This window comes from Sporomusaceae bacterium (genome assembly GCA_031460455.1).
Classification (GTDB): Bacteria; Bacillota; Negativicutes; order Sporomusales; family UBA7701; genus Anaeroselena.
In genome coordinates, this window is the sequence record JAVKTQ010000008.1 from 42,750 (window position 1) to 65,418 (window position 22,669).

21 protein-coding genes and 6 tRNA genes are annotated in these 22,669 nt (G+C 59.5%); all 27 read left to right on the forward strand.

Features of this window, described 5'->3' with window-relative positions; all coding sequences use genetic code 11:
• The first annotated feature begins 88 nt into the window (after window positions 1-88).
• Window positions 89-164, forward strand: a tRNA-Thr gene (locus tag RIN56_12645).
• An 11-nt stretch (window positions 165-175) separates the two neighbouring features.
• Window positions 176-260, forward strand: a tRNA-Tyr gene (locus RIN56_12650).
• Between the two features lie 36 nt (window positions 261-296).
• A tRNA-Met gene (locus RIN56_12655) sits at window positions 297-372 on the forward strand.
• A 42-nt stretch (window positions 373-414) separates the two neighbouring features.
• Window positions 415-490 (forward strand) — tRNA-Thr (locus RIN56_12660).
• A gap of 8 nt (window positions 491-498) precedes the next feature.
• Window positions 499-575, forward strand: a tRNA-Met gene (locus RIN56_12665).
• A gap of 135 nt (window positions 576-710) precedes the next feature.
• Window positions 711-1,685, forward strand: coding sequence for a hypothetical protein (locus RIN56_12670; GenBank protein ID MDR7867659.1), 975 nt, complete (start codon window positions 711-713; stop codon window positions 1,683-1,685).
• 172 nt (window positions 1,686-1,857) lie between these two features.
• Window positions 1,858-3,060 carry an elongation factor Tu gene (gene tuf, locus RIN56_12675; GenBank protein MDR7867660.1) on the forward strand — a complete coding sequence of 401 codons (1,203 nt, stop codon included), beginning with the start codon at window positions 1,858-1,860 and terminating at the stop codon, window positions 3,058-3,060.
• A 1-nt stretch (window position 3,061) separates the two neighbouring features.
• A complete protein-coding gene (locus tag RIN56_12680; GenBank protein ID MDR7867661.1) occupies window positions 3,062-3,448 on the forward strand; it encodes a VOC family protein in 387 nt (128 codons plus the stop codon).
• 297 nt (window positions 3,449-3,745) lie between these two features.
• Entirely contained in the window at window positions 3,746-3,895 is a 150-nt protein-coding gene (rpmG, locus tag RIN56_12685; GenBank protein MDR7867662.1) for a 50S ribosomal protein L33, read from the forward strand.
• A 28-nt stretch (window positions 3,896-3,923) separates the two neighbouring features.
• Window positions 3,924-3,999: transfer RNA gene (locus RIN56_12690), tRNA-Trp, on the forward strand.
• An 88-nt stretch (window positions 4,000-4,087) separates the two neighbouring features.
• A complete protein-coding gene (gene secE / locus RIN56_12695; GenBank protein MDR7867663.1) occupies window positions 4,088-4,261 on the forward strand; it encodes a preprotein translocase subunit SecE in 174 nt (57 codons plus the stop codon).
• Window positions 4,262-4,325: 64 nt separating this feature from the next.
• Window positions 4,326-4,859: a transcription termination/antitermination protein NusG gene (gene nusG / locus RIN56_12700; GenBank protein MDR7867664.1), complete on the forward strand. Its 534-nt coding sequence runs from the start codon at window positions 4,326-4,328 to the stop codon at window positions 4,857-4,859.
• 85 nt (window positions 4,860-4,944) lie between these two features.
• Entirely contained in the window at window positions 4,945-5,370 is a 426-nt protein-coding gene (gene rplK, locus RIN56_12705; protein ID MDR7867665.1) for a 50S ribosomal protein L11, read from the forward strand.
• A 93-nt stretch (window positions 5,371-5,463) separates the two neighbouring features.
• Entirely contained in the window at window positions 5,464-6,171 is a 708-nt protein-coding gene (gene rplA, locus RIN56_12710) for a 50S ribosomal protein L1 (protein ID MDR7867666.1), read from the forward strand.
• 240 nt (window positions 6,172-6,411) lie between these two features.
• On the forward strand, window positions 6,412-6,957 hold the full coding sequence (gene rplJ / locus RIN56_12715) for a 50S ribosomal protein L10 (GenBank protein MDR7867667.1): 546 nt from the start codon (window positions 6,412-6,414) through the stop codon (window positions 6,955-6,957).
• 65 nt (window positions 6,958-7,022) lie between these two features.
• A complete protein-coding gene (rplL, locus tag RIN56_12720; GenBank protein ID MDR7867668.1) occupies window positions 7,023-7,400 on the forward strand; it encodes a 50S ribosomal protein L7/L12 in 378 nt (125 codons plus the stop codon).
• 351 nt (window positions 7,401-7,751) lie between these two features.
• Entirely contained in the window at window positions 7,752-11,576 is a 3,825-nt protein-coding gene (rpoB, locus tag RIN56_12725) for a DNA-directed RNA polymerase subunit beta (protein MDR7867669.1), read from the forward strand.
• A 92-nt stretch (window positions 11,577-11,668) separates the two neighbouring features.
• Entirely contained in the window at window positions 11,669-15,613 is a 3,945-nt protein-coding gene (gene rpoC, locus RIN56_12730; protein ID MDR7867670.1) for a DNA-directed RNA polymerase subunit beta', read from the forward strand.
• A 312-nt stretch (window positions 15,614-15,925) separates the two neighbouring features.
• Window positions 15,926-16,174 (forward strand): ribosomal L7Ae/L30e/S12e/Gadd45 family protein, encoded by a 249-nt coding sequence (locus RIN56_12735; GenBank protein MDR7867671.1) that lies wholly within the window; start codon window positions 15,926-15,928, stop codon window positions 16,172-16,174.
• A gap of 90 nt (window positions 16,175-16,264) precedes the next feature.
• Window positions 16,265-16,639, forward strand: coding sequence for a 30S ribosomal protein S12 (gene rpsL, locus RIN56_12740; GenBank protein MDR7867672.1), 375 nt, complete (start codon window positions 16,265-16,267; stop codon window positions 16,637-16,639).
• Between the two features lie 38 nt (window positions 16,640-16,677).
• Window positions 16,678-17,148, forward strand: a complete 471-nt coding sequence (gene rpsG, locus RIN56_12745; GenBank protein ID MDR7867673.1) for a 30S ribosomal protein S7 — start codon at window positions 16,678-16,680, stop codon at window positions 17,146-17,148.
• A 40-nt stretch (window positions 17,149-17,188) separates the two neighbouring features.
• Window positions 17,189-19,264: an elongation factor G gene (fusA, locus tag RIN56_12750; GenBank protein ID MDR7867674.1), complete on the forward strand. Its 2,076-nt coding sequence runs from the start codon at window positions 17,189-17,191 to the stop codon at window positions 19,262-19,264.
• Between the two features lie 96 nt (window positions 19,265-19,360).
• Complete coding sequence (tuf, locus tag RIN56_12755) at window positions 19,361-20,563, forward strand: elongation factor Tu (protein ID MDR7867675.1); 1,203 nt, start codon at window positions 19,361-19,363, stop codon at window positions 20,561-20,563.
• Window positions 20,564-20,737: 174 nt separating this feature from the next.
• Entirely contained in the window at window positions 20,738-21,049 is a 312-nt protein-coding gene (rpsJ, locus tag RIN56_12760; protein ID MDR7867676.1) for a 30S ribosomal protein S10, read from the forward strand.
• 13 nt (window positions 21,050-21,062) lie between these two features.
• Complete coding sequence (gene rplC / locus RIN56_12765; GenBank protein ID MDR7867677.1) at window positions 21,063-21,704, forward strand: 50S ribosomal protein L3; 642 nt, start codon at window positions 21,063-21,065, stop codon at window positions 21,702-21,704.
• Between the two features lie 34 nt (window positions 21,705-21,738).
• On the forward strand, window positions 21,739-22,365 hold the full coding sequence (rplD, locus tag RIN56_12770; GenBank protein ID MDR7867678.1) for a 50S ribosomal protein L4: 627 nt from the start codon (window positions 21,739-21,741) through the stop codon (window positions 22,363-22,365).
• Complete coding sequence (gene rplW, locus RIN56_12775) at window positions 22,365-22,652, forward strand: 50S ribosomal protein L23 (protein ID MDR7867679.1); 288 nt, start codon at window positions 22,365-22,367, stop codon at window positions 22,650-22,652. The genes rplD and rplW overlap by 1 nt, the downstream gene beginning before the upstream one ends.
• The last annotated feature ends 17 nt before the right edge of the window (window positions 22,653-22,669 follow it).

Sequence of the window (22,669 nt, forward strand, 5' to 3'; positions counted from 1 at the left end):
TAGGTTTCGTCAGGAATTCGTTGCGGTCTATTGACATAAAGAGACGGTTATTATATAATAACTTCTGTCACTAAAGACGCAGACCTTCGCTGGCGTAGCTCAATCGGCAGAGCACGGGTTTTGTAAACCCGCGGTTGGGGGTTCGATTCCCTTCGCCAGCTCCACAGCATAATATGGAGGGGTTCCCGAGTGGCTAAAGGGAGCAGACTGTAAATCTGCCGCGTTTCGCTTCGGTGGTTCGAATCCACCCCCCTCCACCATTTACCTCATCTGCTGGAGATTGGCGTTTTGCACATCGCGGGGTGGAGCAGCTGGCAGCTCGTCGGGCTCATAACCCGAAGGTCGCAGGTTCAAATCCTGCCCCCGCAACCAAGTGAATATCCGGCCGACGGTTATCCGCCGGCCGGTATAAATGCTGGTGTAGCTCAGTTGGTAGAGCGTATCCTTGGTAAGGATAAGGTCACCGGTTCAATCCCGGTCACTAGCTCCATTTTTTTTGGCGGCGTAGCTCAGTTGGCTAGAGCAAGCGGTTCATACCCGCTGGGTCCGCGGTTCAAATCCGTGCGCCGCCACCATTTTGGACAAAACCCCCGCAGGGATGCGGGGGTTTTGCCGCGTTTGTGCGACTCAATTGCCAATATATACTTCGGAAATAGACGCCTTCCCCGGCGAAGACTAAAAATAAATACGACGACGGGGAGGGGAGCGTATTGCATACGACGACAAAGAAGAGACGGATGAAGCGGCGGTATCGGAAGATGGCGGTCGCGGCGGCGACGGCGGCGGTGATGTCGACGGCGCTGCTGCACGGGTTCCCGGTGGCGAAGGTGTTGGCGGCGCCGAGTCTGCCGGCGGAGAGCGCGGTGGATGAGGCGACGGTCCAGGACCAGGGCGGCGGGGCCGCCGAGGCGGCCCGCGAGCGGGACCGGGACGGCGACAGGGACCGCGACCGGCAGGATTGGCGCGACCGCGACCGCTCGGAGACGCGGAGCCCGGTGCAGGTGGTGATGGATAAGGCGGCGACGTTCGGTTTCGATGTTCACAGTGATTCTTTTTCGCTGCTGTCGAAGACGGCGAACAGGGCGACGGTGCGGGTGCGGCATGACGGGCAGACGTTCAAGGTCGACCTGGAGCGGGCCGGCGATTCGTGGGTTATCACGACTATCCGCGGGATCGGCGATATGAACCATCCGGCCACTTATACGCCGGCCAGCTTTTTTCCGGGCGCGGCGCTGCTGCCGACGCCGACAGCCCCGGCCGAGCAGACGACGGTTTTTGCGACCGAGGCGTTTAATACCTGGAATTGGACTGAGGCGGTTTATCCCGGCGATATGTCTTTCGGCATCGCGCTGCAGGACCCGCGGCCGGCGGGCCTGGCGACGACAATCCCCGCCGACGTGCTCGATAAGCTCGACTTTGGCCGGCAGATGCTGCTGTTTGCCCATGTCGGGTCGGTGTCGCCGCAGGGGTACGGGGTGGGCATCGCGAAGGTGGTGCGGAGCGGCAACGATCTGACGGTGACGGTGCGCGCGAAGAGCCCGCAGGCCGGCGATAAGGCGGCGACGAAGACGGACGATTATCTGGCGGTGGACCGGGTAAATCTCGATTTCAGCAGGCCAGTGCGTATTGCGTTCGTGGATCAGTACGGGACGGTGCTGGTGACGTATACGGTCGTGCCGCGGTAGATTTCGGCAACCTTTGGCCCCTGCCTGTCGGGCGGGGGTTTTTTGCGTCTTGTCCGCCGGTTGGGAGGGGTGGCGTGCAGGAATTTACCTTAACTTATAGAATATCCTTGTTTTGTAAAATACTAGTGTTGTCACCGCGTCCGGGCGACTAGGGTTAAGGAGGAAGAGGAATATGGCAAAGAAGAAGTTTGAGAGGACCAAACCGCACGTTAACATTGGCACCATCGGTCACGTCGACCATGGCAAGACCTCGCTGACCGCGGCTATCACGCTGCTGCTGTCCAAGTCGGGCGGCGCGACGTTCGTCGCCTACGACCAGATCGACAAGGCGCCGGAAGAGCGCGAGCGCGGCATTACGATCAACACCGCCCACGTGGAATACGAGACCGAGAAGCGCCACTACGCGCACGTCGACTGCCCCGGCCACGCCGACTATGTCAAGAACATGATCACCGGGGCCGCCCAGATGGACGGCGCTATCCTGGTGGTAAGCGCGGCCGACGGCCCGATGCCCCAGACCCGCGAACACATCCTGCTCTCCCGCCAGGTCGGCGTGCCGGCGATGGTGGTGTTCCTGAACAAGGCCGATATGGTTGACGACGCCGAGCTGATGGAGCTGGTGGAGATGGAAGTGCGCGAGCTGCTGTCGAGCTACGAGTTCCCCGGCGACGACATCCCGGTAGTCTCCGGCTCGGCGACCAAGGCGCTGGCCTGCGGCTGCGCGAAGCGCGACTGCCAGTGGTGCGGCAAGATCATGGAGCTGATGGATGCCGTCGACGAGTACATCCCGACTCCGGAGCGCGCGACCGACAAGCCTTTCCTGATGCCTGTCGAGGACGTGTTCACGATCACGGGCCGCGGCACCGTGGCGACCGGCCGTGTGGAACGCGGTCAGGTCAAGGTTGGCGATACTGTCGAGATCGTCGGTATGACCGAGAAACCGAAATCGACGGTCGTAACGGGCGTGGAAATGTTCCGCAAGCTGCTTGATTCGGCAGTGGCGGGCGACAATATCGGCGCGCTGCTGCGCGGCGTTGACCGCAAGGAAATCGAGCGCGGCCAGGTACTGGCGAAGCCGGGTTCGATCAAGCCGCACACCCAGTATAAAGCCGAGGTGTACGTGCTGTCGAAGGAAGAGGGCGGCCGCCATACGCCGTTCTTTAACGGCTACCGTCCGCAGTTTTACTTCCGGACGACGGACGTAACCGGCGTGGTGACTCTGCCGGAGGGCGTCGAGATGGTAATGCCTGGCGATAACATCCAGATGGCGATCGCGCTGATTACGCCGATCGCGATCGAGGAAGGCCTGCGGTTCGCGATCCGCGAAGGCGGCCGCACGGTCGGCGCCGGCGTTGTCACCGCGATCAGCGAGTAGCGTGGCCGCTTTCGTCCCGCTGCTGGCTGTGGACGATGTGCGGGCGGCGGTGGAGTATTACGAGCGCAAGCTGCTGTTTGTCCGCGAGTTCGTTTACCCTGAGGCGGAGCCGGTTTTCGCGACGATGGGACGCGAGGGCGCGCGGCTGATGCTTGAGGCGGCGACGGGGTTCGCGGCCAAGTACGGTATGGAAGCCGCGGTGTGGCCGCGGGGCCGGGGCGTGGATCTGAACGTGAGGCTGGACGGCGATATCGACGATTACTACGGCCGGGTGACGGCCGCGGGGGCCGATGTGGTCAGGCCGATTTTCACGACCGAGTACGGGATGCGCCAGTTCACCGTCCGCGATCTCGACGGTTATCTGCTGACGTTTATCAGGCAGGAATAAACGCCCGTTATATTAGGCATAATTATTGGGCAGGGGAGACCCTGCCCGCGTCTTTCTTTTGTTGAACAAGGCCGAGGTCGCCGAGAAGCGAGTATAGCTAGGCGCACCGAGGACGCGCAGCGACGCGTACTTGGGCGTACGCTAGCAAGCGCCCGCAGGGGCAACAACGCTAGACGAAGCTTATCGGCGACCGAAATATGACAAACGGGGATACGTGTACTGGACTATTGACATGTCCGTAACTCTTGTGATACTCTATATTAGCGACATTTATGACTAGCAAGTGAGGTGTAATCGATGCGTGTGGCGATCACCGTTGCCTGTACCGAGTGCAAGCAGCGCAACTATCAGACGAACAAGAACAAGAAGAACGACCCGGACCGTATGGAGTTTAACAAATACTGCAAGTTCTGCAAAAAATCGACTTTACACAAAGAAACAAAGTAATCTATAATTAATCTGCATTAACATAAGTAGGGGCATAGCTCAATTGGTAGAGTAGCGGTCTCCAAAACCGTTGGTTGTGGGTTCAAGTCCTACTGCCCCTGCCACACGGTTTTTGCATGTGTCTGGCAGTATTGAGAGGGATGTGAGAAAGTGACTGCCCAGGAAACAGCGATAAAATCAAGGACCTCCGGCATGAAGCGCTTTTTGCGGGAGGTTAAAGCCGAACTCAAAAAGGTGTCGTGGCCGGATAAGAAAGAACTCTCCGCCTACACGGGGGTTGTTTTTATTTCTGTTGTAGTCGCCGCCTTTGTCATCTGGGTGATGGACGCCGGGTTCACCGAGGCTCTGAAGGCCCTGCTTAAATAATGTCCCGCTTAAATAGTGAGTGTAGCTAAGGGGGTGGGGGCCCGCGCCGCGCGGCCCTTATACGATGGAATCGGATAAGAAGTGGTATGTCATTCACACCTACTCGGGCTATGAGAACAAGGTGAAGGCCAATCTCGAAAAGAAGGTCCACTCCATGGGCATGGAAAATGAGATTTTCCGTGTGCTCGTTCCGATGGAAGACGAGGTGGAGTACAAGGACGGCAAGAAGAAGATTTCGAAGAAGAAGGTCTTTCCCGGGTACGTGCTTGTTGAGATGACCGTGAACGACAGGTCATGGTATGTCGTGCGCAATACCCCTGGCGTCACGGGTTTCGTGGGGTCAGGTTCGAAGCCCATCCCGCTTACGCAGGCCGAGGCCAAGAATATTCTCAAGTCGATGGGTATGGAAGAGATCAAGGCGAAGAAGATCGACGTCAAGCCGCAGGAAGTGGTTCGCATTACCTCCGGCGCGTTCGAGAACTGGACCGCCACGGTCACCGACGTTTATCCCGACCGCGGCAAGCTGAAGGTGCTTGTCAATATGTTCGGGCGCGAGACGCCGGTCGAATTGGACTATACTCAGATAGACAAACTATAGCTGGTGTACTGCCGCCTCGCGGCGGTTCAATAGTGGGAGGGCTTCGGCCCGCCATTACCACATTTTAGGGTAAGGAGGTGTAACCATGGCGAAAAAGGTTGTCAAGCTTGTAAAGCTGCAGGTTCCCGCCGGTAAAGCTACCCCGGCGCCGCCCGTCGGTCCCGCCCTCGGTCAAGCCGGTGTCAATATCATGGCTTTTGTTAAGGAGTTCAACGAGAGGACGGCGGCTCAGGCTGGTCTGATTATCCCGGTAGAGATTACCGTGTTTGAAGACAGGTCGTTTTCTTTCATCACCAAGACGCCCCCGGCCGCGATCCTTCTGAAGAAGGCCGCCGGTATCGAGACGGCGTCGGGCGAGCCGAACAAGAAGAAGGTCGCCAAGGTTTCGCGGGCCAAGGTGCGCGAAATCGCCGAGACCAAGATGCAAGATCTGAACGCCGCCAGCGTCGAAGCCGCTATGCGGATGATCGAAGGCACGGCGCGCAGCATGGGCATCGACATCGTCGACTAGTCGGCGGTGCTCAGTTCGAGGCTGATTGTCAGCCGAGGGCGATGTGGGAGGGTTTCCCGTTATCACCACATTATTTTTTAGGAGGATTTACCAATGCCGAAACACGGTAAAAAATACGCTGAAGCTTTCAAGCTGATCGAGAAGAACAAGCTCTACGACCCGGAAGAGGCTGTGGAGATTGTTAAGAAGACCGCCAGCGCCAAGTTCGACGAGACGGTCGAGGTGGCGGTCAGGCTCGGGGTCGACCCCAAGCACGCCGATCAGCAGGTCCGCGGCGCGGTCGTCCTGCCCCACGGCACCGGCAAGACCAAGACGGTTCTGGTGTTCGCCAAGGGCGAGAAGGCCAAGGAGGCGGAAACGGCGGGAGCCGATTTCGTCGGCGCCGAGGATATGGTTGAGAAGATCCAGGGCGGCTGGTCGGATTTTGATGTGGCTGTGGCCACCCCCGATATGATGGGTATGGTGGGCAAGCTGGGCAAGATCCTCGGTCCCAAGGGCCTGATGCCGAACCCCAAGGTCGGCACGGTGACGATGGATATCACCCGCGCTCTGAACGAGATCAAAGCCGGTAAGATCGAGTACCGTACCGATAAGGCGGGCAACATTCACGCCCCGATCGGCAAGGTTTCGTTCGATAACGACAAGCTGGCCGGCAACTTCTACACGCTGCTGGACACGCTGATCAAGGTCAAACCGTCGGCGGCCAAGGGCCAGTATCTCAGGGGCATCACCCTGTCGACGACGATGGGCCCCGGTGTGAAGGTCAACCCGCTCAAGGCGCAAGGCGCGAAAAAAGAGTAGACAAAGCCTTGAAAGTGTAGTATAAATAAGAGGCTGACTTTAATAGAATGTGGCTTTCCCAAGTGAGAGCCGAATTTGATGGCTGTAGACAGCAGGTATGTGTAATGGGTTAAAACCCGCCTGCCGAGGCCGGAGCTCCGCGCTAATTGGCTTTGCCATGGCGACCTCCGGTGTTTACCGCCGGCAGGTCGCCTTTTAGTTTATATTCTCCGGATGTTTTATCAGCGAGGAGGTGTGTTTGTGGAAAAGGAAAAGGCAGTTTTGACCGAGAAGAAGGCGGTCGTCAGCGAGCTGAAGGATAAGCTGGCCGCCACCAAGGGCGCCGTGCTTACCAACTACCGCGGCCTGACTGTGGCGATGGATACCAAGATGCGCCGCAAGCTGCGCGAGGCTGGCGTGGAGTATCGCGTCGTGAAGAATACGATGACCCGCTTCGCCGCCAAGGATGCCGGTATCGAAGGGCTCGACAAGTATCTGGAAGGCCCGACGGCTATTGCGCTGTCCGAGACCGATCCGGTGGCTCCCGCCAAGATTCTCTCCGATTTCATCAGGGAGAACAAGCTGCAGGCGCTGGAGATCAAGGCCGGCCTGGTGGAAGGCAAGGTTATCGACGCCGCCGGTGTGAAGGCGCTGGCTACCCTGCCGCCGCGCGAAGTGCTCGTCGCCACGCTGCTGGGTACGATGCAGGCGCCGATTGCCGGCTTCGTGCGTACGCTTAACGGTATCCCGAGCAATCTGGTGTATGCGCTGGAGGCTATCCGCAAGCAGAAGGAAGCCACTGCGTAGTCTGGCTGGATAGGGTTCCCCCCAAAAAAAAATTAACTTTAAGAAAGTATTGGAGGTATATCAAAATGAACAAAGAGCAAATCATGGAAGCTATCGAGAAGATGACCGTTCTCGAACTGGCCGAGCTTATCAAGGCCCTCGAAGAGAAGTTCGGCGTTAGCGCCGCCGCCCCCGTGGCTATGGCCGCCGCCCCCGCCGCCGCTTCTGCCGCCGCTCCGGCCGCCGAAGAGCAGACCGAGTTCGATGTTATCCTGACCAGCGCCGGCGCTGCCAAGATCAACGTTATCAAGGTTGTCCGCGAAGTCACCGGCCTGGGCCTGAAGGAAGCCAAAGACCTGGTCGACGGCGCTCCCAAGCCTGTTAAAGAAAAGATTTCCAAAGCCGATGCCGAGGCTCTCAAAGCCAAGTTGACCGAAGCCGGCGCTTCCGTCGACGTTAAGTAAGAGTTCCAAGGTCCCGAGCGGAGGGCATCGTCGATGCCCTCCGTATTTTTTCCAGGATACTTTTCTCATTTATGGGTAATTGTTACTTGACAGGGTAAAAACCATATGATAACATTTTAAAATGCGGTACGTATTTTCCTGCTGCGAAAATTTTATCGGTTGCGGCCGGTATAGTTTAACGATTGGCAGGAAATAGTAATATAGTGGAGGATGGATTTTTTTCATCAGCTGAAAAGAGCAAGGTTATGCAAACTAGTATAAACCTTGCTTCTTTTTCGCATTTTATTGTTTCCTGCCATGTGTGTTGCTGCGTAAGTGGCCGTGAAAATGGGCTAAGGGGTGAAGGCTTTAATGTTCAATCCTGTTCCCGTGGGCAATAGGATGAGGTACAGCTATGCCAAGATCAACGAAGTGTTGGATATGCCCAATCTCATCGAGATTCAGAAGAATTCCTACAACTGGTTCTTGAAGGAAGGATTGCAGGAGATATTTCACGATATTTCCCCAATCCAGGACTTCACCGGTAACCTGGTGCTGTCGTTCGAGAATTTCACGCTGGGGGAACCGAAGTACGCGGTCGAGGAGTGCAAGGAGCGCGACGTGACTTATTCGGCGCCGCTCCGCGTCAGCGTGCGCCTGATTAACCGCGAGACAGGCGAGATCAAGGAACAGGAAGTGTTCATGGGCGATTTCCCGCTCATGACCGATAACGGCACTTTTATTATCAACGGGGCCGAGCGGGTTATCGTCAGTCAGTTGGTCCGTTCGCCGGGCGTTTATTACGGCGAGTCGATCGATACGAGCGGCAAGAAGCTTTATAACGCGACGGTCATTCCGAACCGCGGCGCGTGGCTGGAGCTTGAGACCGACGCCAACGAGGTGGTTTCGGTCAGGGTCGACCGGACGCGCAAGCTGCCGGTGACGGTGCTTGTCCGTGCGCTGGGCTGGGCGTCGAGCGCTTCGATTCTTGAGCTTTTCGGCGAGGATGTTCGCGTCCGCGCCACGCTGGAACGGGATAATACCGATTCCCGCGAGGAGGCGCTTGTCGAGATTTATAAACGGCTCCGCCCCGGCGAGCCGCCGACGGTGGAGAATGCGACCCAGCTTTTGGAGACGCTGTTTTTCGATTCCAAGCGTTATGATCTGGCTGCCGTCGGCCGTTACAAGCTGACGAAGAAGCTCGGCTGGCGCCGCCGCCTGATGGGCAAGACGCTGGATGCGCCGCTGGTCGACAAGGAGAGCGGCGAGATCGTGGTGGAAGCGGGCACGGTTATCGACGAAAAGGTGTTTGCCCGTATCGATAAGAGCGGTATCTGGGCCGGCCAGCAGCTCATTGAGGTGAAGCTGCGCCAGAAGGACGGCTCGGTGGTCAAGGTGCTGGCCAACCCGGCGCTGCCTTATACCCACCGGACGATTACCAGGGAAGATATTATCGCCGCGGTCAGCTATTTGCTGAACCTGATGGACGGCCACGGCAACGTTGACGATATCGACCATCTCGGCAACCGCCGCCTGCGTTCGGTGGGCGAGCTGCTGCAGAACCAGTTCCGCATCGGCCTTTCCCGCATGGAGCGGGTGGTCAAGGAGCGGATGACGATCCAGGATATCGATGTTATCACGCCGCAGGCGCTGATCAATATCCGCCCGGTGGTGGCGGCGATTAAGGAGTTTTTCGGGTCGAGCCAGTTGTCGCAGTTTATGGATCAGACTAACCCGCTGGCCGAGCTGACCCACAAGCGCCGTCTGTCGGCTCTCGGTCCCGGCGGCCTCAGCCGCGAGCGCGCCGGTTTCGAGGTTCGCGACGTTCACCATTCCCACTATGGCCGGATGTGCCCGATCGAGACGCCGGAGGGCCCGAACATCGGTCTTATCGGTTCGCTGTCGACGTTTGCCCGCATTAACGAGTTCGGCTTTATCGAGACGCCGTACCGCAAGGTGGACCGCGAGAACCGCAAGGTGACCGAAGAGGTGTTGTATCTTACGGCGGACGAAGAGGATGAGATGATTATCGCTCAGGCCAATGAGGTGCTGGGCGAGGACGGCTGGTTCGTGGAGCCGCGGGTTTCGGTGCGCTATAAGCACGATATCCTGGTGGTGCCGGCCGAGAATGTGGACTATATGGACGTTTCGCCGAAGCAGGTCGTGTCGATCGCGACGGCGATGATTCCGTTCCTGGAGAACGACGACGCCAACCGCGCGCTGATGGGCGCGAATATGCAGCGTCAGGCTGTGCCGCTCCTCAAGACGCAGGCGCCGCTTGTGGGCACGGGGATGGAGTTTAAGGCGGCCCGCGATTCGGGGGTCGTCGTGCTGGCGAAGAACGCCGGCAAGGTGGAAAGGGTCACGGCGAACGATATCCAGATCCGCACGGAGAAGGGCGGGCTGGATAGCTATAAGCTGCTTAAGTATATCCGTTCCAACCAGGGGACGTGCATGAATCAGAAGCCGGTGGTCGTACACGGCGAGCGGGTGGAGAAGGGCCAGGTGCTGGCCGACGGCCCGTCGACCGATTACGGCGAGTTGGCTTTGGGTTACAATGTGCTGGTGGCGTTCATGCCGTGGGAGGGCTACAATTACGAGGACGCCATCCTGCTGTCCGAGAAGCTGGTTAAGGAAGATGTTTTCACTTCTATTCATATAGAGGAGTATGAGTGCGACGCGCGCGATACCAAGCTCGGCCCGGAGGAGATTACCCGCGATATCCCCAATGTGGCCGAAGAGGTGCTGCGCGATCTTGACGACCGCGGCATTATCCGCGTGGGCGCCGAGGTGAGACCGGGCGATATTCTGGTCGGCAAGGTGACGCCGAAGGGCGAGACCGAGCTGACGGCCGAGGAACGCCTGTTGAGGGCGATTTTCGGCGAGAAGGCGCGCGAGGTGCGGGATACTTCGCTCCGCGTGCCCCACGGCGAGGCCGGTAAGATCGTCGATGTGAAGGTGTTCACCCGCGAGAACGGCGACGAGTTGCCGCCGGGCGTCAATCAGCTTGTGCGGGTGTATATCGCTCAGAAGCGCAAGATTTCCGAGGGCGATAAGATGGCGGGCCGCCACGGTAACAAGGGTGTCGTGTCGCGCATTCTGCCTGAGGAGGATATGCCTTTCCTGCCCGATGGCACGCCGATCCAGATCGTGCTGAATCCGCTGGGTGTTCCGTCCCGTATGAATATCGGCCAGGTGCTGGAGACGCATCTCGGCTGGGCGGCGGCGACGCTCGGGATGCAGGTGACGAAGATGGATGAGGGCATCGAGGAGCGTTTGCGCACCGTGGGCTACGATTTCGACCGCCACGGCACGCTGAGGCCCGACGACGCCGGCGTGCATATGGCGACGCCTGTCTTTGACGGCGCAACCGAGGAGGAGGTCTTCCGGACGCTCCATATGGCCGGCCTGCCGGACGACGGCAAGTCGCAGCTTTTCGACGGCCGCACGGGCGAGCCGTTCGACAATCATGTCACTGTCGGCTATGTGTATATGCTGAAGCTGGCTCACCTTGTGGACGACAAGATTCACGCCCGTTCGACCGGCCCGTACTCTCTCGTTACCCAGCAGCCGCTGGGCGGCAAGGCGCAGTTCGGCGGCCAGCGCTTCGGCGAGATGGAGGTCTGGGCACTGGAGGCGTACGGCGCGGCTTATACGCTGCAGGAGCTGCTGACGGTGAAGTCCGACGATGTCGTCGGCCGCGTGAAGACGTACGAGGCGATTGTCAAGGGCGAGAATGTTCCCGAGCCGGGCGTGCCCGAGTCGTTTAAGGTTCTTATCAAGGAGCTGCAGAGCATCGGTTTGGATGTGAAGGTGCTGTCGGAGGACGCTCAGGAGATTCTCATCCGCGAGTCGGACGAGGATATCCACGAGACGGCCAAGGAGCTGGAGCTGTCCATCGGCGACGAGGGCGGCGGCCGCGTGTTGCCGCACGAACGCAAGATGACCGAGTTCGAGCCCGATATGGTCGACGAGCTGGAGGCTTCCGACGATATCGAGCCGATCGAGGAGGAGCTTGATATCATCGCCGAGTTGGGCGAGATGCAGCCGTCGGTTAGCCCGCGCGAGATCGAGGAGGATTTCGAGTCTCCGCTCCGCAAGGCCGGCGCCAAGAAGGCGGCAGTCGTCAAAAAGGAGAAAAAGGTCTCCCCCCGCGAGTATCTCGAGGAGGTCGATGACGGGGAAGAGAGCGAGTAACCGCGAGGCGGGTGTCCGTCAGGCCGGCTGAAGCCGGCGGCGTCGGTTGACGTGGTAAGGTAGGCTTGAAGAGTGAAGGGAGCGATACGCCCTTGTTGGATGTCAATAACTTCGATTCCATGCGCATAGGGTTGGCTTCGCCCGATCAGATCCGGGCGTGGTCCCATGGCGAGGTCAAGAAGCCGGAGACGATTAATTACCGCACCCTTAAACCCGAGCGCGAAGGTCTTTTCTGCGAGAAGATTTTCGGGCCGACGAGGGACTGGGAGTGTCATTGCGGCAAGTATAAACGCATCCGCTATAAAGGCATTGTCTGCGACCGCTGCGGCGTGGAGGTTACCCGCTCGAAGGTGCGCCGCGACCGGATGGGCCATATCGAGTTGGCCGCGCCGGTGTCGCATATCTGGTATTTCAAAGGCATTCCCAGCCGCATGGGGCTTATTCTCGATATTTCGCCCCGCGCGCTGGAGAAGGTGCTTTATTTCGCTTCGTATATCGTGCTCGATCCCGGCGATACGCCGCTGATGAAGAAGCAGCTTTTGACCGAGAACGAGTACCGCGATTACCGCGAGAAGTACGGCCATGCTTTTAAGGTGGGCATGGGCGCCGAGGCGATCAAGAGGCTTTTGGACGAGCTCGATCTTGAGAAGCTCAGCCGCGAACTCCGCCAGGAGCTCCGCGAGGTGAGCGGCCAGCGCAAGGTGCGGGCGATCCGCCGCCTGGAGGTTGTGGAGGCGTTCCGCAAGTCGGGCAACGATCCTTCGTGGATGATTCTCGATGTGGTGCCGGTGATTCCGCCCGAGCTGCGGCCGATGGTCCAGCTCGACGGCGGCCGCTTCGCGACGTCCGATCTGAACGATCTGTACCGCCGGGTTATCAACCGCAACAACCGTCTGAAAAGGCTGCTGGATCTCGGCGCTCCCGATATTATCGTGCGCAATGAGAAAAGGATGCTGCAGGAGGCGGTGGACGCGCTGATCGACAACGGCCGCCGCGGCCGGCCGGTGACGGGGCCGGGCAACCGCCCGCTGAAGTCGCTGTCGGATATGCTCAAGGGCAAGCAGGGCCGGTTCCGCCAGAACCTTTTGGGTAAGCGCGTCGACTATTCCGGCCGTTCGGTTATCGTTGTCGGGCCGGAGCTGAAGCTGCACCAGTGCGGCCTGCCGAAGGAGATGGCGCTGGAGCTGTTTAAGCCGTTCGTTATGAAGAAGCTGGTGAACGCCGGCCACGCCCACAATATCAAGAGCGCCAAGCGCATGGTGGAGAGGGTCCGGCCGGAGGTGTGGGATGTCCTCGAGGAGGTCATCAAGGAGCACCCGGTGCTCCTCAATCGCGCCCCGACGCTTCACCGCCTCGGCATCCAGGCGTTCGAGCCGGTGTTGTCCGAGGGCCGGGCGATCAAGATTCACCCGTTGGTGTGTACTGCGTACAACGCCGACTTCGACGGCGACCAGATGGCGGTCCATGTGCCGCTGTCGGCCGAGGCCCAGGCCGAGGCGCGCCTCTTAATGCTGAGCGCGCACAATATCCTGTCGACCAAGGACGGCAAACCGGTGGCTACGCCCACCCAGGATATGGTTCTCGGGTCGTATTATTTGACGATCGAGAAGGAAGGCGGCCTCGGCGAGGGGCGGGTTTTCGCTAACGCCAACGAGGCGCAGCTGGCCTACCACCATAAGGAGCTTGACCTCCAGGCGAAGATCACGGTGCGGTATCCTGAGCACGGTCGCGTGAATACGACCGTCGGCCGCATTATTTTCAGCGAGGCGCTGCCGCCTGAGCTGAGGCACTTCCACCAGAAGGACGGCGAGTGGCATCTCGGCGGCCTGATGGATAAGAAGCAACTGGGCAAGCTTGTTGCCGATTGCTACCGTCGCTACGGCACCGGCAAGACGGCGGCCGTTCTCGACGGCGTCAAGAAGCTGGGCTTTTCGTTCGCGTGCCGGGCCGGCATTACGATCGCGATTTCCGATATCAAGATTCCTGAAGCGAAGAAGGATATTCTCGCCAAGACCGAGACGCAGGTCGACCTGATCGATAAGCAGTACCGCCGCGGCCTGATCACCGAGGATGAGCGCTATAAGAAGATTATCGACATGTGGAGTAAGGCGACGGACGATGTGACGACGGCGCTGATGACTTCGCTCGACCGGTTCAACCCGGTGTATATGATGGCGACGTCCGGCGCCCGCGGCAATATCCAGCAGATCCGTCAGCTGGCGGGGATGCGCGGCCTGATGGCCGACCCCTCCGGCCGCATTATCGACTTGCCGATCAAGGCCAATTTCCGCGAGGGCCTGACTGTTCTGGAGTACTTCATCTCGACGCACGGCGCCCGCAAGGGCTTGGTCGACACCGCGCTGCGGACCGCCGACTCGGGCTATCTGACCCGCCGCCTGGTGGATGTGGCCCAGGACGTGATCGTGCGCGAGGATGACTGCGATATCGTCGGCATTAATCTGGTGCGCGAGAAGGCCCGCCTGACGCAGTCGAGCGCCAGCGCGATCGCGTTCCTGCGCGATACCCTGCTCGGCCGCGTGCTGGCCGAGGATGTCATCAGCCCCCATACCGGCCAGATTGTCGCTCTCCGCGATACGCCGCTGGACGACGATTATCTGCTGATTTTCGGCGAGCACGGGGTGCCGTTCCTGACGCTGTATGGTCTGTCGACCGCGACCGAGGAGGACGTCAGCCAGTTCGCCGCTGTGGAGACTATCCAGCTGGGCGAACCGGAAGAGAAGCTGCGGGAGGCTCTCCGGGAGTCGATGCTGCGGGAGATGCTGGGCAAGAATACCGTCGAGCCGGTCAGGAACTACGCCGGCGACGAGGTTGTCGCCGCCGATACGCCGCTGACCGAGGAGCTTATCGAGGAGATTCTCGCCGGCGATGTGCGCGAGGTCAAGGTTCGCAACAATAATATCAAGGGCATCGAGGTCGAGGCGATCACCGAGGGTACGGGCGTTATCGAGTCCCTCAAGGACCGCATCGTCGGCCGGGTAGCGGCCGAGGAGATCACCGATCCCGCCACCGGCGAGGTGGTTGTCAAGCTTAACGATGAGATTACCGAGGAACTGGCCGATAAGGTCGCCAAGGTGCGCGAGCAGGTGCTGATCCGTTCGGTGCTGACCTGCAAATCGCAGTATGGCGTGTGCATCAAGTGCTACGGCCGCAATCTCGCCACCGGTCATATGGTGGACGTGGGCGAGGCGGTGGGCATCATCGCGGCCCAGTCGATCGGCGAGCCGGGCACGCAGCTGACGATGCGTACTTTCCACACCGGCGGCGTCGCCGGCGAGGATATCACGCAGGGTCTGCCGAGGGTCGAGGAGCTGTTCGAGGCCCGCAAGCCGAAGCGGCCGGCGATCATTACCGAGGTGGACGGCACGGCCGACATCAAGGAGGTCAAGGGCATCCGCCGGGTGACGGTGGTGCCGACGGTCGGCGAAGAGCGGGTGTACCAGATCCCGTACGGTGCGCGGATAATCGTCAAGGACGGCATGCCCGTCAAGGCCGGGGAACGCGTGACCGAGGGTTCGGTCAATCCGCACGATATCCTGCGGGTGAGCGGCCTGCGCGATACTCAGCGCTACCTGGTGCACGAGGTGCAGAAGGTTTATAAGTCCCAGGGCGTTGAGATCAACGATAAGCATATCGAGGTCATGGTCCGCCAGATGCTCCACAAGGTGAAGATCGAGGAACCGGGCGATACCGAGCTCCTGCCCGGCGAGTATATCGATATCAATACCTTCGAGGAGGAGAACGCCGGGGTTATCGAGACCGGAGGCGAGCCGTCGGTGGCTAGGCCCATCCTGCTTGGCATCACCAAGGCGTCGCTGGCGACCGATTCCTTCCTGTCGGCGGCGTCCTTCCAGGAGACGACCCGCGTGCTGACCGAGGCCGCTATCAAGGGCAAGGTCGACCCGCTGCTCGGTCTGAAGGAGAACGTCATTATCGGCAAGCTGGTGCCGGCCGGCACGGGCATGAGCCGCTACCGCAACATCAAGCTGCGGAAGATGTCCGCCGGACAGGCCGAATAAAACGTAACCCCCCGTAACCTGTAATGCCGGGATTGTCTGAGAAGCTCCAGATGCAAGGCGCACCGGAAAAGCGCGCTGCGACGCGTACTCGGATGTACGCGAGCAAGCGCTTTGAGGAGCAACGCCGCAGATGGACTTCTCAGGCAATCCTAAAGTATAGGGATGATACACTAGGGGGCGTGGGTATAATATTGTTGCCAAGACCTCAGTAAATCTCTTGACACAGCCGGGCTGTGATGCTAATATATTAGAGTGCCCATGGCGTTATTGGCTTTTTTACCCTATCAGTTTGTTGCTGAGGAGTGACCGTCCATGCCGATCGGCACCTTGAAAGACGCCAGAAAAGTCGTCGGTGCCAAGCAGGCGGCGAAAGCGGTTGAGAAGGGCCAGGCCTGCCTGGTCTTTTTGGCCGATGACGCCGATATCCGGGTCACCGCGCCGCTCCGCGAGGCCTGCGCCCGCGCCGGCGTGAAGGTGGAAATGGCGCCAAGCATGGTTGATCTGGGCAAGGCCTGCGGCATCGAGGTCGGTGCGGCGGCTGTCGCCGTAATTAAGGTTTAGTAAGGGACAGGTGTTAACCGTTTTGCCCCTTGCAAAAGCCGCAAGGGGCAAAATTAATTTACAACTCATTTTAGGGAAGGAGGTGTATTTATGCCGACAATCAGTCAATTGGTACGCAAAGGCAGAGAAGAGCTGGAGAGAAAGTCCACGGCGCCCGCTTTGAAGGAATGTCCCCAAAAGCGCGGGGTATGCACGAGGGTATACACGACTACTCCGAAGAAGCCTAATTCCGCACTGCGTAAGGTCGCCAGGGTGCGTCTTACCAACAGTATCGAAGTGACCGCCTACATTCCGGGCATCGGCCATAACCTTCAGGAGCACTCGGTGGTTCTTATCCGAGGCGGCCGTGTCAAGGACCTGCCGGGCGTGCGTTATCACATTATCCGCGGCGCGCTCGATACCGCCGGTGTGGCCAAACGCGGCCAGGCCAGGTCGAAGTACGGCGCCAAGCGCCCCAAGAAGTAGGCTTTCGCAAGCAAGTTTTCTGTTGAAGGAGGGTTAAGATGCCAAGAAAGGGTCCTGTGCCCAAGCGTGACGTGTTGCCGGATCCGGTGTACAATTCAAAACTTGTCACCAGATTCATCAATAAGATCATGATGGCGGGCAAAAAAGGTGTAGCAGAAGGCATTGTTTACGATGCGTTCGATATTATCCGGTCGAAGACCGGTAAAGACCCGCTCGAAGTTTTCGAGACGGCGCTCAAGAATGTTATGCCGGTTCTGGAAGTGCGGGCCCGCCGGGTCGGCGGCGCCAACTACCAGGTTCCGGTCGAGGTTCGCGCCGATCGCCGCCTGTCGCTGGGTATCCGCTGGCTGGTCAATTACTCCCGCAACCGCGGCGAGAAGACCATGCACGAACGGCTTGCCGCCGAGCTGATGGATGCGGCCAACAACACCGGCGCGTCGGTCAAGAAGAGAGAAGATACCCATAAGATGGCCGAGGCCAACAAGGCTTTCGCCCATTACCGGTGGTAATTCCGGGCCGGGCTTGTGGTCCGAGTAAGGAGTGATAATGGTGGCCAGAAAGTTTCCACTCGATAAGACGCGGAACATCGGCATCATGGCTCATATCGACGCCGGCAAGACTACTACAACTGAACGCATCTTATTCTATACAGGCAGAGTTCACAAGATCGGTGAAGTGCATGATGGCGCGGCTACGATGGACTGGATGGTGCAGGAGCAAGAGAGGGGCATTACCATTACCTCCGCAGCTACGACGTGCCAGTGGAACGAGCATCGTATAAACATTATCGACACACCAGGACACGTGGACTTTACCGTTGAGGTGGAGCGTTCGCTTAGGGTGCTTGACGGCGCGGTTGCCGTTTTCTGCGCGAAGGGCGGGGTAGAACCCCAGTCCGAGACGGTTTGGCGGCAGGCCGACAAATACGGCGTTCCCCGCATGGCGTACGTTAACAAAATGGATATCATCGGCGCCGATTTTTACCGGGTCATCGATATGATGAAAAGCCGGCTTGGCGCCAATGCGGTTCCCATCCAGCTGCCGATCGGCTTTGAGGATACCTACAAGGGTATCATCGATCTGATCGAGATGAAGGCGATCGTCTACACGGACGATCTCGGCAAGGTGAGCGAGGCGACTGAGATTCCCGAGGATACGAGGGAACAGGCCGAATTGTTCCGCCTGAGCCTGCTGGACGCCGTCGCCGAGAGCGACGACGAACTGATGATGAAGTACCTCGAAGGCGAAGAGCTGACGGTGGAGGAGATCAAGGAAGGCATCCGCAAGGCGACGATCGCCTGCAAGATGACGCCCGTGCTGTGCGGCTCGTCCTATAAGAACAAGGGCGTTCAGCCTCTCCTCGACGCGGTCGTCGAATTCATGCCGGCTCCGACCGACATCCCCGCCATCAAGGGTGTCAACCCCGACAGTGGCGCTGAAGACGAGCGCCCGGCAGGCGACGATAAGCCGTTCTCGGCTTTGGCCTTCAAGATCATGGCCGACCCTTATGTCGGCAAGCTGACTTTCTTCCGCGTTTATTCCGGCAAGCTGGAGTCCGGCTCGTATGTTTTCAACTCGACCAAGGGCAAGAAGGAACGGGTCGGCCGGATTCTCCAGATGCACGCCAATCACCGCGAGGAGATCGAGACGGTTTACACCGGCGATATCGCCGCCGCGGTCGGTTTCAAGGATACCACTACCGGCGATACGCTGTGCGACGATAAGCACCCGATAATCCTCGAGTCGATGGTTTTCCCCGAGCCGGTTATTTCGGTGGCGGTGGAGCCCAAGACCAAGGCCGACCAGGATAAGATGGGCGTGGCGCTCGTCCGCCTGGCGGAGGAGGATCCCACCTTCCGGATGCATACCGATAACGAGACGGGGCAGACGATTATCGAAGGTATGGGCGAACTCCACTTGGAGATCATCGTTGACCGCATGCTGCGCGAGTTCAAGGTGGACTGCACTGTGGGCAAGCCGCAGGTGGCTTACCGCGAGACGATCAGAAAGACGGTCAAGGCGGAGGGCAAGTTCGTCCGCCAGTCGGGCGGCCGCGGACAGTACGGCCACTGCTGGCTGGAACTGACGCCGCAAGAGCCGGGCGCCGGCTTCGAGTTCGAGAACAAGATCGTCGGCGGGGTTATCCCCAAGGAATACATCAATCCTATCGAGGCGGGCGTCAAAGAGGCGATGGAGAGCGGCGTTCTCGCCGGGTACCCGATGGTGGACATCAAGGTTACGGTTTATGACGGTTCGTACCACGATGTCGACTCGTCGGAGATGGCCTTCAAGATCGCCGGTTCGATGGGCTTCAAGGCCGGCGCCGCCAAGGCGGATCCCACCCTCCTCGAGCCTTATATGAAGGTCGAGGTTACGGTGCCGGAGGAGTATATGGGCGACGTTATCGGCGACCTAAACTCCCGCCGCGGCCGTATCGAAGGGATGGAGGCCCGCGCCGGGGCGCAGGTTATCAGGTCGTTCGTGCCGCTGGCCGAGATGTTCGGCTACGCCACCGACCTCCGTTCGCGGACCCAGGGACGCGGCGTTTACTCGATGGAATTCGATCACTACGAGGATGTGCCGAAGAGCATTTCCGAGGCGATTGTCGCCAAGGTTAAAGGGTAGCTCCCGGCCGGATTAAGGCAAGTTAGACATCAGCGGGCCTGCCGGCCCGGGAAAAAGCTGGTTTTCTAAAAAGCATCATTTAGGAGGTTTAGTGAAATGGCAAAGAAGAAGTTTGAGAGGACCAAACCGCACGTTAACATTGGCACCATCGGTCACGTCGACCATGGCAAGACCTCGCTGACCGCGGCTATCACGCTGCTGCTGTCCAAGTCGGGCGGCGCGACGTTCGTCGCCTACGACCAGATCGACAAGGCGCCGGAAGAGCGCGAGCGCGGCATTACGATCAACACCGCCCACGTGGAATACGAGACCGAGAAGCGCCACTACGCGCACGTCGACTGCCCCGGCCACGCCGACTATGTCAAGAACATGATCACCGGGGCCGCCCAGATGGACGGCGCTATCCTGGTGGTAAGCGCGGCCGACGGCCCGATGCCCCAGACCCGCGAACACATCCTGCTCTCCCGCCAGGTCGGCGTGCCGGCGATGGTGGTGTTCCTGAACAAGGCCGATATGGTTGACGACGCCGAGCTGATGGAGCTGGTGGAGATGGAAGTGCGCGAGCTGCTGTCGAGCTACGAGTTCCCCGGCGACGACATCCCGGTAGTCTCCGGCTCGGCGACCAAGGCGCTGGCCTGCGGCTGCGCGAAGCGCGACTGCCAGTGGTGCGGCAAGATCATGGAGCTGATGGATGCCGTCGACGAGTACATCCCGACTCCGGAGCGCGCGACCGACAAGCCTTTCCTGATGCCTGTCGAGGACGTGTTCACGATCACGGGCCGCGGCACCGTGGCGACCGGCCGTGTGGAACGCGGTCAGGTCAAGGTTGGCGATACTGTCGAGATCGTCGGTATGACCGAGAAACCGAAATCGACGGTCGTAACGGGCGTGGAAATGTTCCGCAAGCTGCTTGATTCGGCAGTGGCGGGCGACAATATCGGCGCGCTGCTGCGCGGCGTTGACCGCAAGGAAATCGAGCGCGGCCAGGTACTGGCGAAGCCGGGTTCGATCAAGCCGCACACCCAGTATAAAGCCGAGGTGTACGTGCTGTCGAAGGAAGAGGGCGGCCGCCATACGCCGTTCTTTAACGGCTACCGTCCGCAGTTTTACTTCCGGACGACGGACGTAACCGGCGTGGTGACTCTGCCGGAGGGCGTCGAGATGGTAATGCCTGGCGATAACATCCAGATGGCGATCGCGCTGATTACGCCGATCGCGATCGAGGAAGGCCTGCGGTTCGCGATCCGCGAAGGCGGCCGCACGGTCGGCGCCGGCGTTGTCACCGCGATCAGCGAGTAACATCCCGCTTTCAGGTTCGGGCGGGGCGGCTACCCGGCCGCCCCGGCCCGGATATGGTTTTTTTCAGTATATATCGGTTTTCCCAAGGCGATGAGACGGGATGTTGCCCGCGTTGCGGGGAAACTCCCGTTGAGAATGTCCGTTCATGAAACTGGGCGATAAGGAGGCAACAAAATGGCTAAACAACAGAAAATCAGGATCCGCCTGAAGGCATACGATCACAAGGCGCTGGACGCCAGCGCGGCCAAAATCGTCGATACCGCCAAACGCACCGGTGCGATGGTATCGGGACCCATCCCGCTTCCCACCGAGAAGAATATCTTCACGATCTTGCGTTCACCCCATGTCAATAAGGATTCCCGCGAGCAGTTCGAGATGCGGACCCACAAGCGCCTTATTGATATCGTCGAGCCGACCCCGAAGACGGTTGACGCGCTTATGCGCCTTGACCTGCCGGCTGGCGTGGACATCGAGATTAAGCTGTAAGGGGGTGGCATAAATGTCTAAAGGTATTTTAGGTAAGAAACTTGGTATGACGCAGATCTTTACCGCCAAAGGCGAGGTCATCCCGGTGACGGTCGTCGAGGCTGGCGCCAGCGTCGTACTTCAGAATAAGACTGTCGAGAGCGACGGCTATAACGCTGTGCAGCTCGGGTTTGGCGTTATCAAGGATAAGAAGGCCACCAAGCCGATGAAGGGCCATTTCGCCAAGGCCGGCGCCAAGCCGGTGAAGTTCATCCGCGAGCTCCGTCTGCCGAGCGCTCCCGAGTATAAGGTCGGCGAGACGATCGGCGTGGATGTGTTCAGCGAAGGCGAAATTATCGATGTGACCGGTACCGCCAAGGGCAAGGGATTTGCCGGCGGCATCAAGCGCCACCATTTCAAGCGCGGCCCGATGGGCCACGGTTCCAAGTCGCACCGCGAGCCGGGCACTATCGGTTCCCGGATGAGCGGCGGCGGCGGCAAGGTTTTCAAGGGCAAGAAGCTCCCCGGCCACATGGGTGGCAACAAGGTTACCGTGCAGGGTCTCAAGGTCGCGAGAATCGACGCGGCCCGCAATCTCATCCTGATCAAGGGCGCCGTACCCGGTCCGCGGGGCAGCTTCGTTGTCATCAGGGACACGGTAAAAAAGGCGAAGTAACCGCAACTGGTGACGCGAAAGGAGGACTTAGGATATGCCGAAAGTATCAGTTTATAACATGACCGGCGCCCAGACCGGCGAAATAGAGCTTAACGATGACGTGTTCGGCGTCGAGGTGAACGAGGCTGTTATGCACCAGGCAGTGGTGATGCAGCTTGCCAGCCGTCGCCTGGGTACGGCCTCTACCAAGACCCGCGGCCTGGTCCGCGGCGGCGGCAGAAAGCCGTGGCGCCAGAAAGGCACCGGCCGCGCCCGCTCGGGCAGCACCCGCTCGCCGATTTGGGTCGGCGGCGGCACCGTTTTCGGCCCGCTGCCCCGCAGTTATGCTTTTTCGATGCCGCGCAAGGCCCGCCGCCTGGCGATCAGGTCGGCTCTGTCGGCCAAGGTCAAGGCGGGCGAGCTGATGGTGATGGAGGATATCGCCATCGCCGAGCCCAAGACGAAGACGGTGGTCAATATGCTCGACAGCCTGAAGGTGGGCGACGATAAGGCGCTTATCATCATGGCTGCGCTCGACGAGAATGTCGAGAAGTCGGCCCGGAATATCCCGGGGGTGAAGAGCATTACTTCGATGGGCCTGAATGTGTACGATATTCTGTACCACGATAAGGTTCTGATTACGAAAGACGCGGTCAGCAAGATTGAGGAGGTGTTGGCGTAATGGCAAATGCGCGCGACATCCTGATCCGCCCGCTTATCACCGAGAAGGCTACGGCGCTGATGGCGGACAACAAGTATACGTTCGTTGTCCCGCTCAAGGCCAATAAGATCGAGATCCGCCAGGCGGTCGAGCAGATTTTCAAGGTGAAGGTGCTTGACGTGAATACTATCCGCGTGATGGGCAAGATGAAGCGGATGGGTAAGAACCAAGGCAAACGCCCGGATTACAAGAAGGCCATCGTTAAGCTGGCTCCGGGACAGAGCATTGAGTTCTTCGAAGGCTTATAAGGTTGTAAGGAGGGGCA

What these genes read in the sequence shown, in the direction of transcription:
- tuf (MDR7867660.1), top strand. Translation starts at nt 1,858, where the DNA reads ATGGCAAAGAAGAAGTTTGAGAGGACCAAACCGCACGTTAACATTGGC.
- rpmG (MDR7867662.1), top strand. Translation starts at nt 3,746, where the DNA reads ATGCGTGTGGCGATCACCGTTGCCTGTACCGAGTGCAAGCAGCGCAAC.
- secE (MDR7867663.1), top strand. Translation starts at nt 4,088, where the DNA reads ATGAAGCGCTTTTTGCGGGAGGTTAAAGCCGAACTCAAAAAGGTGTCG.
- nusG (MDR7867664.1), top strand. Translation starts at nt 4,326, where the DNA reads ATGGAATCGGATAAGAAGTGGTATGTCATTCACACCTACTCGGGCTAT.
- rplK (MDR7867665.1), top strand. Translation starts at nt 4,945, where the DNA reads ATGGCGAAAAAGGTTGTCAAGCTTGTAAAGCTGCAGGTTCCCGCCGGT.
- rplA (MDR7867666.1), top strand. Translation starts at nt 5,464, where the DNA reads ATGCCGAAACACGGTAAAAAATACGCTGAAGCTTTCAAGCTGATCGAG.
- rplL (MDR7867668.1), top strand. Translation starts at nt 7,023, where the DNA reads ATGAACAAAGAGCAAATCATGGAAGCTATCGAGAAGATGACCGTTCTC.
- rpoB (MDR7867669.1), top strand. Translation starts at nt 7,752, where the DNA reads ATGTTCAATCCTGTTCCCGTGGGCAATAGGATGAGGTACAGCTATGCC.
- RIN56_12735 (MDR7867671.1), top strand. Translation starts at nt 15,926, where the DNA reads ATGCCGATCGGCACCTTGAAAGACGCCAGAAAAGTCGTCGGTGCCAAG.
- rpsL (MDR7867672.1), top strand. Translation starts at nt 16,265, where the DNA reads ATGCCGACAATCAGTCAATTGGTACGCAAAGGCAGAGAAGAGCTGGAG.
- rpsG (MDR7867673.1), top strand. Translation starts at nt 16,678, where the DNA reads ATGCCAAGAAAGGGTCCTGTGCCCAAGCGTGACGTGTTGCCGGATCCG.
- tuf (MDR7867675.1), top strand. Translation starts at nt 19,361, where the DNA reads ATGGCAAAGAAGAAGTTTGAGAGGACCAAACCGCACGTTAACATTGGC.
- rpsJ (MDR7867676.1), top strand. Translation starts at nt 20,738, where the DNA reads ATGGCTAAACAACAGAAAATCAGGATCCGCCTGAAGGCATACGATCAC.
- rplC (MDR7867677.1), top strand. Translation starts at nt 21,063, where the DNA reads ATGTCTAAAGGTATTTTAGGTAAGAAACTTGGTATGACGCAGATCTTT.
- rplD (MDR7867678.1), top strand. Translation starts at nt 21,739, where the DNA reads ATGCCGAAAGTATCAGTTTATAACATGACCGGCGCCCAGACCGGCGAA.
- rplW (MDR7867679.1), top strand. Translation starts at nt 22,365, where the DNA reads ATGGCAAATGCGCGCGACATCCTGATCCGCCCGCTTATCACCGAGAAG.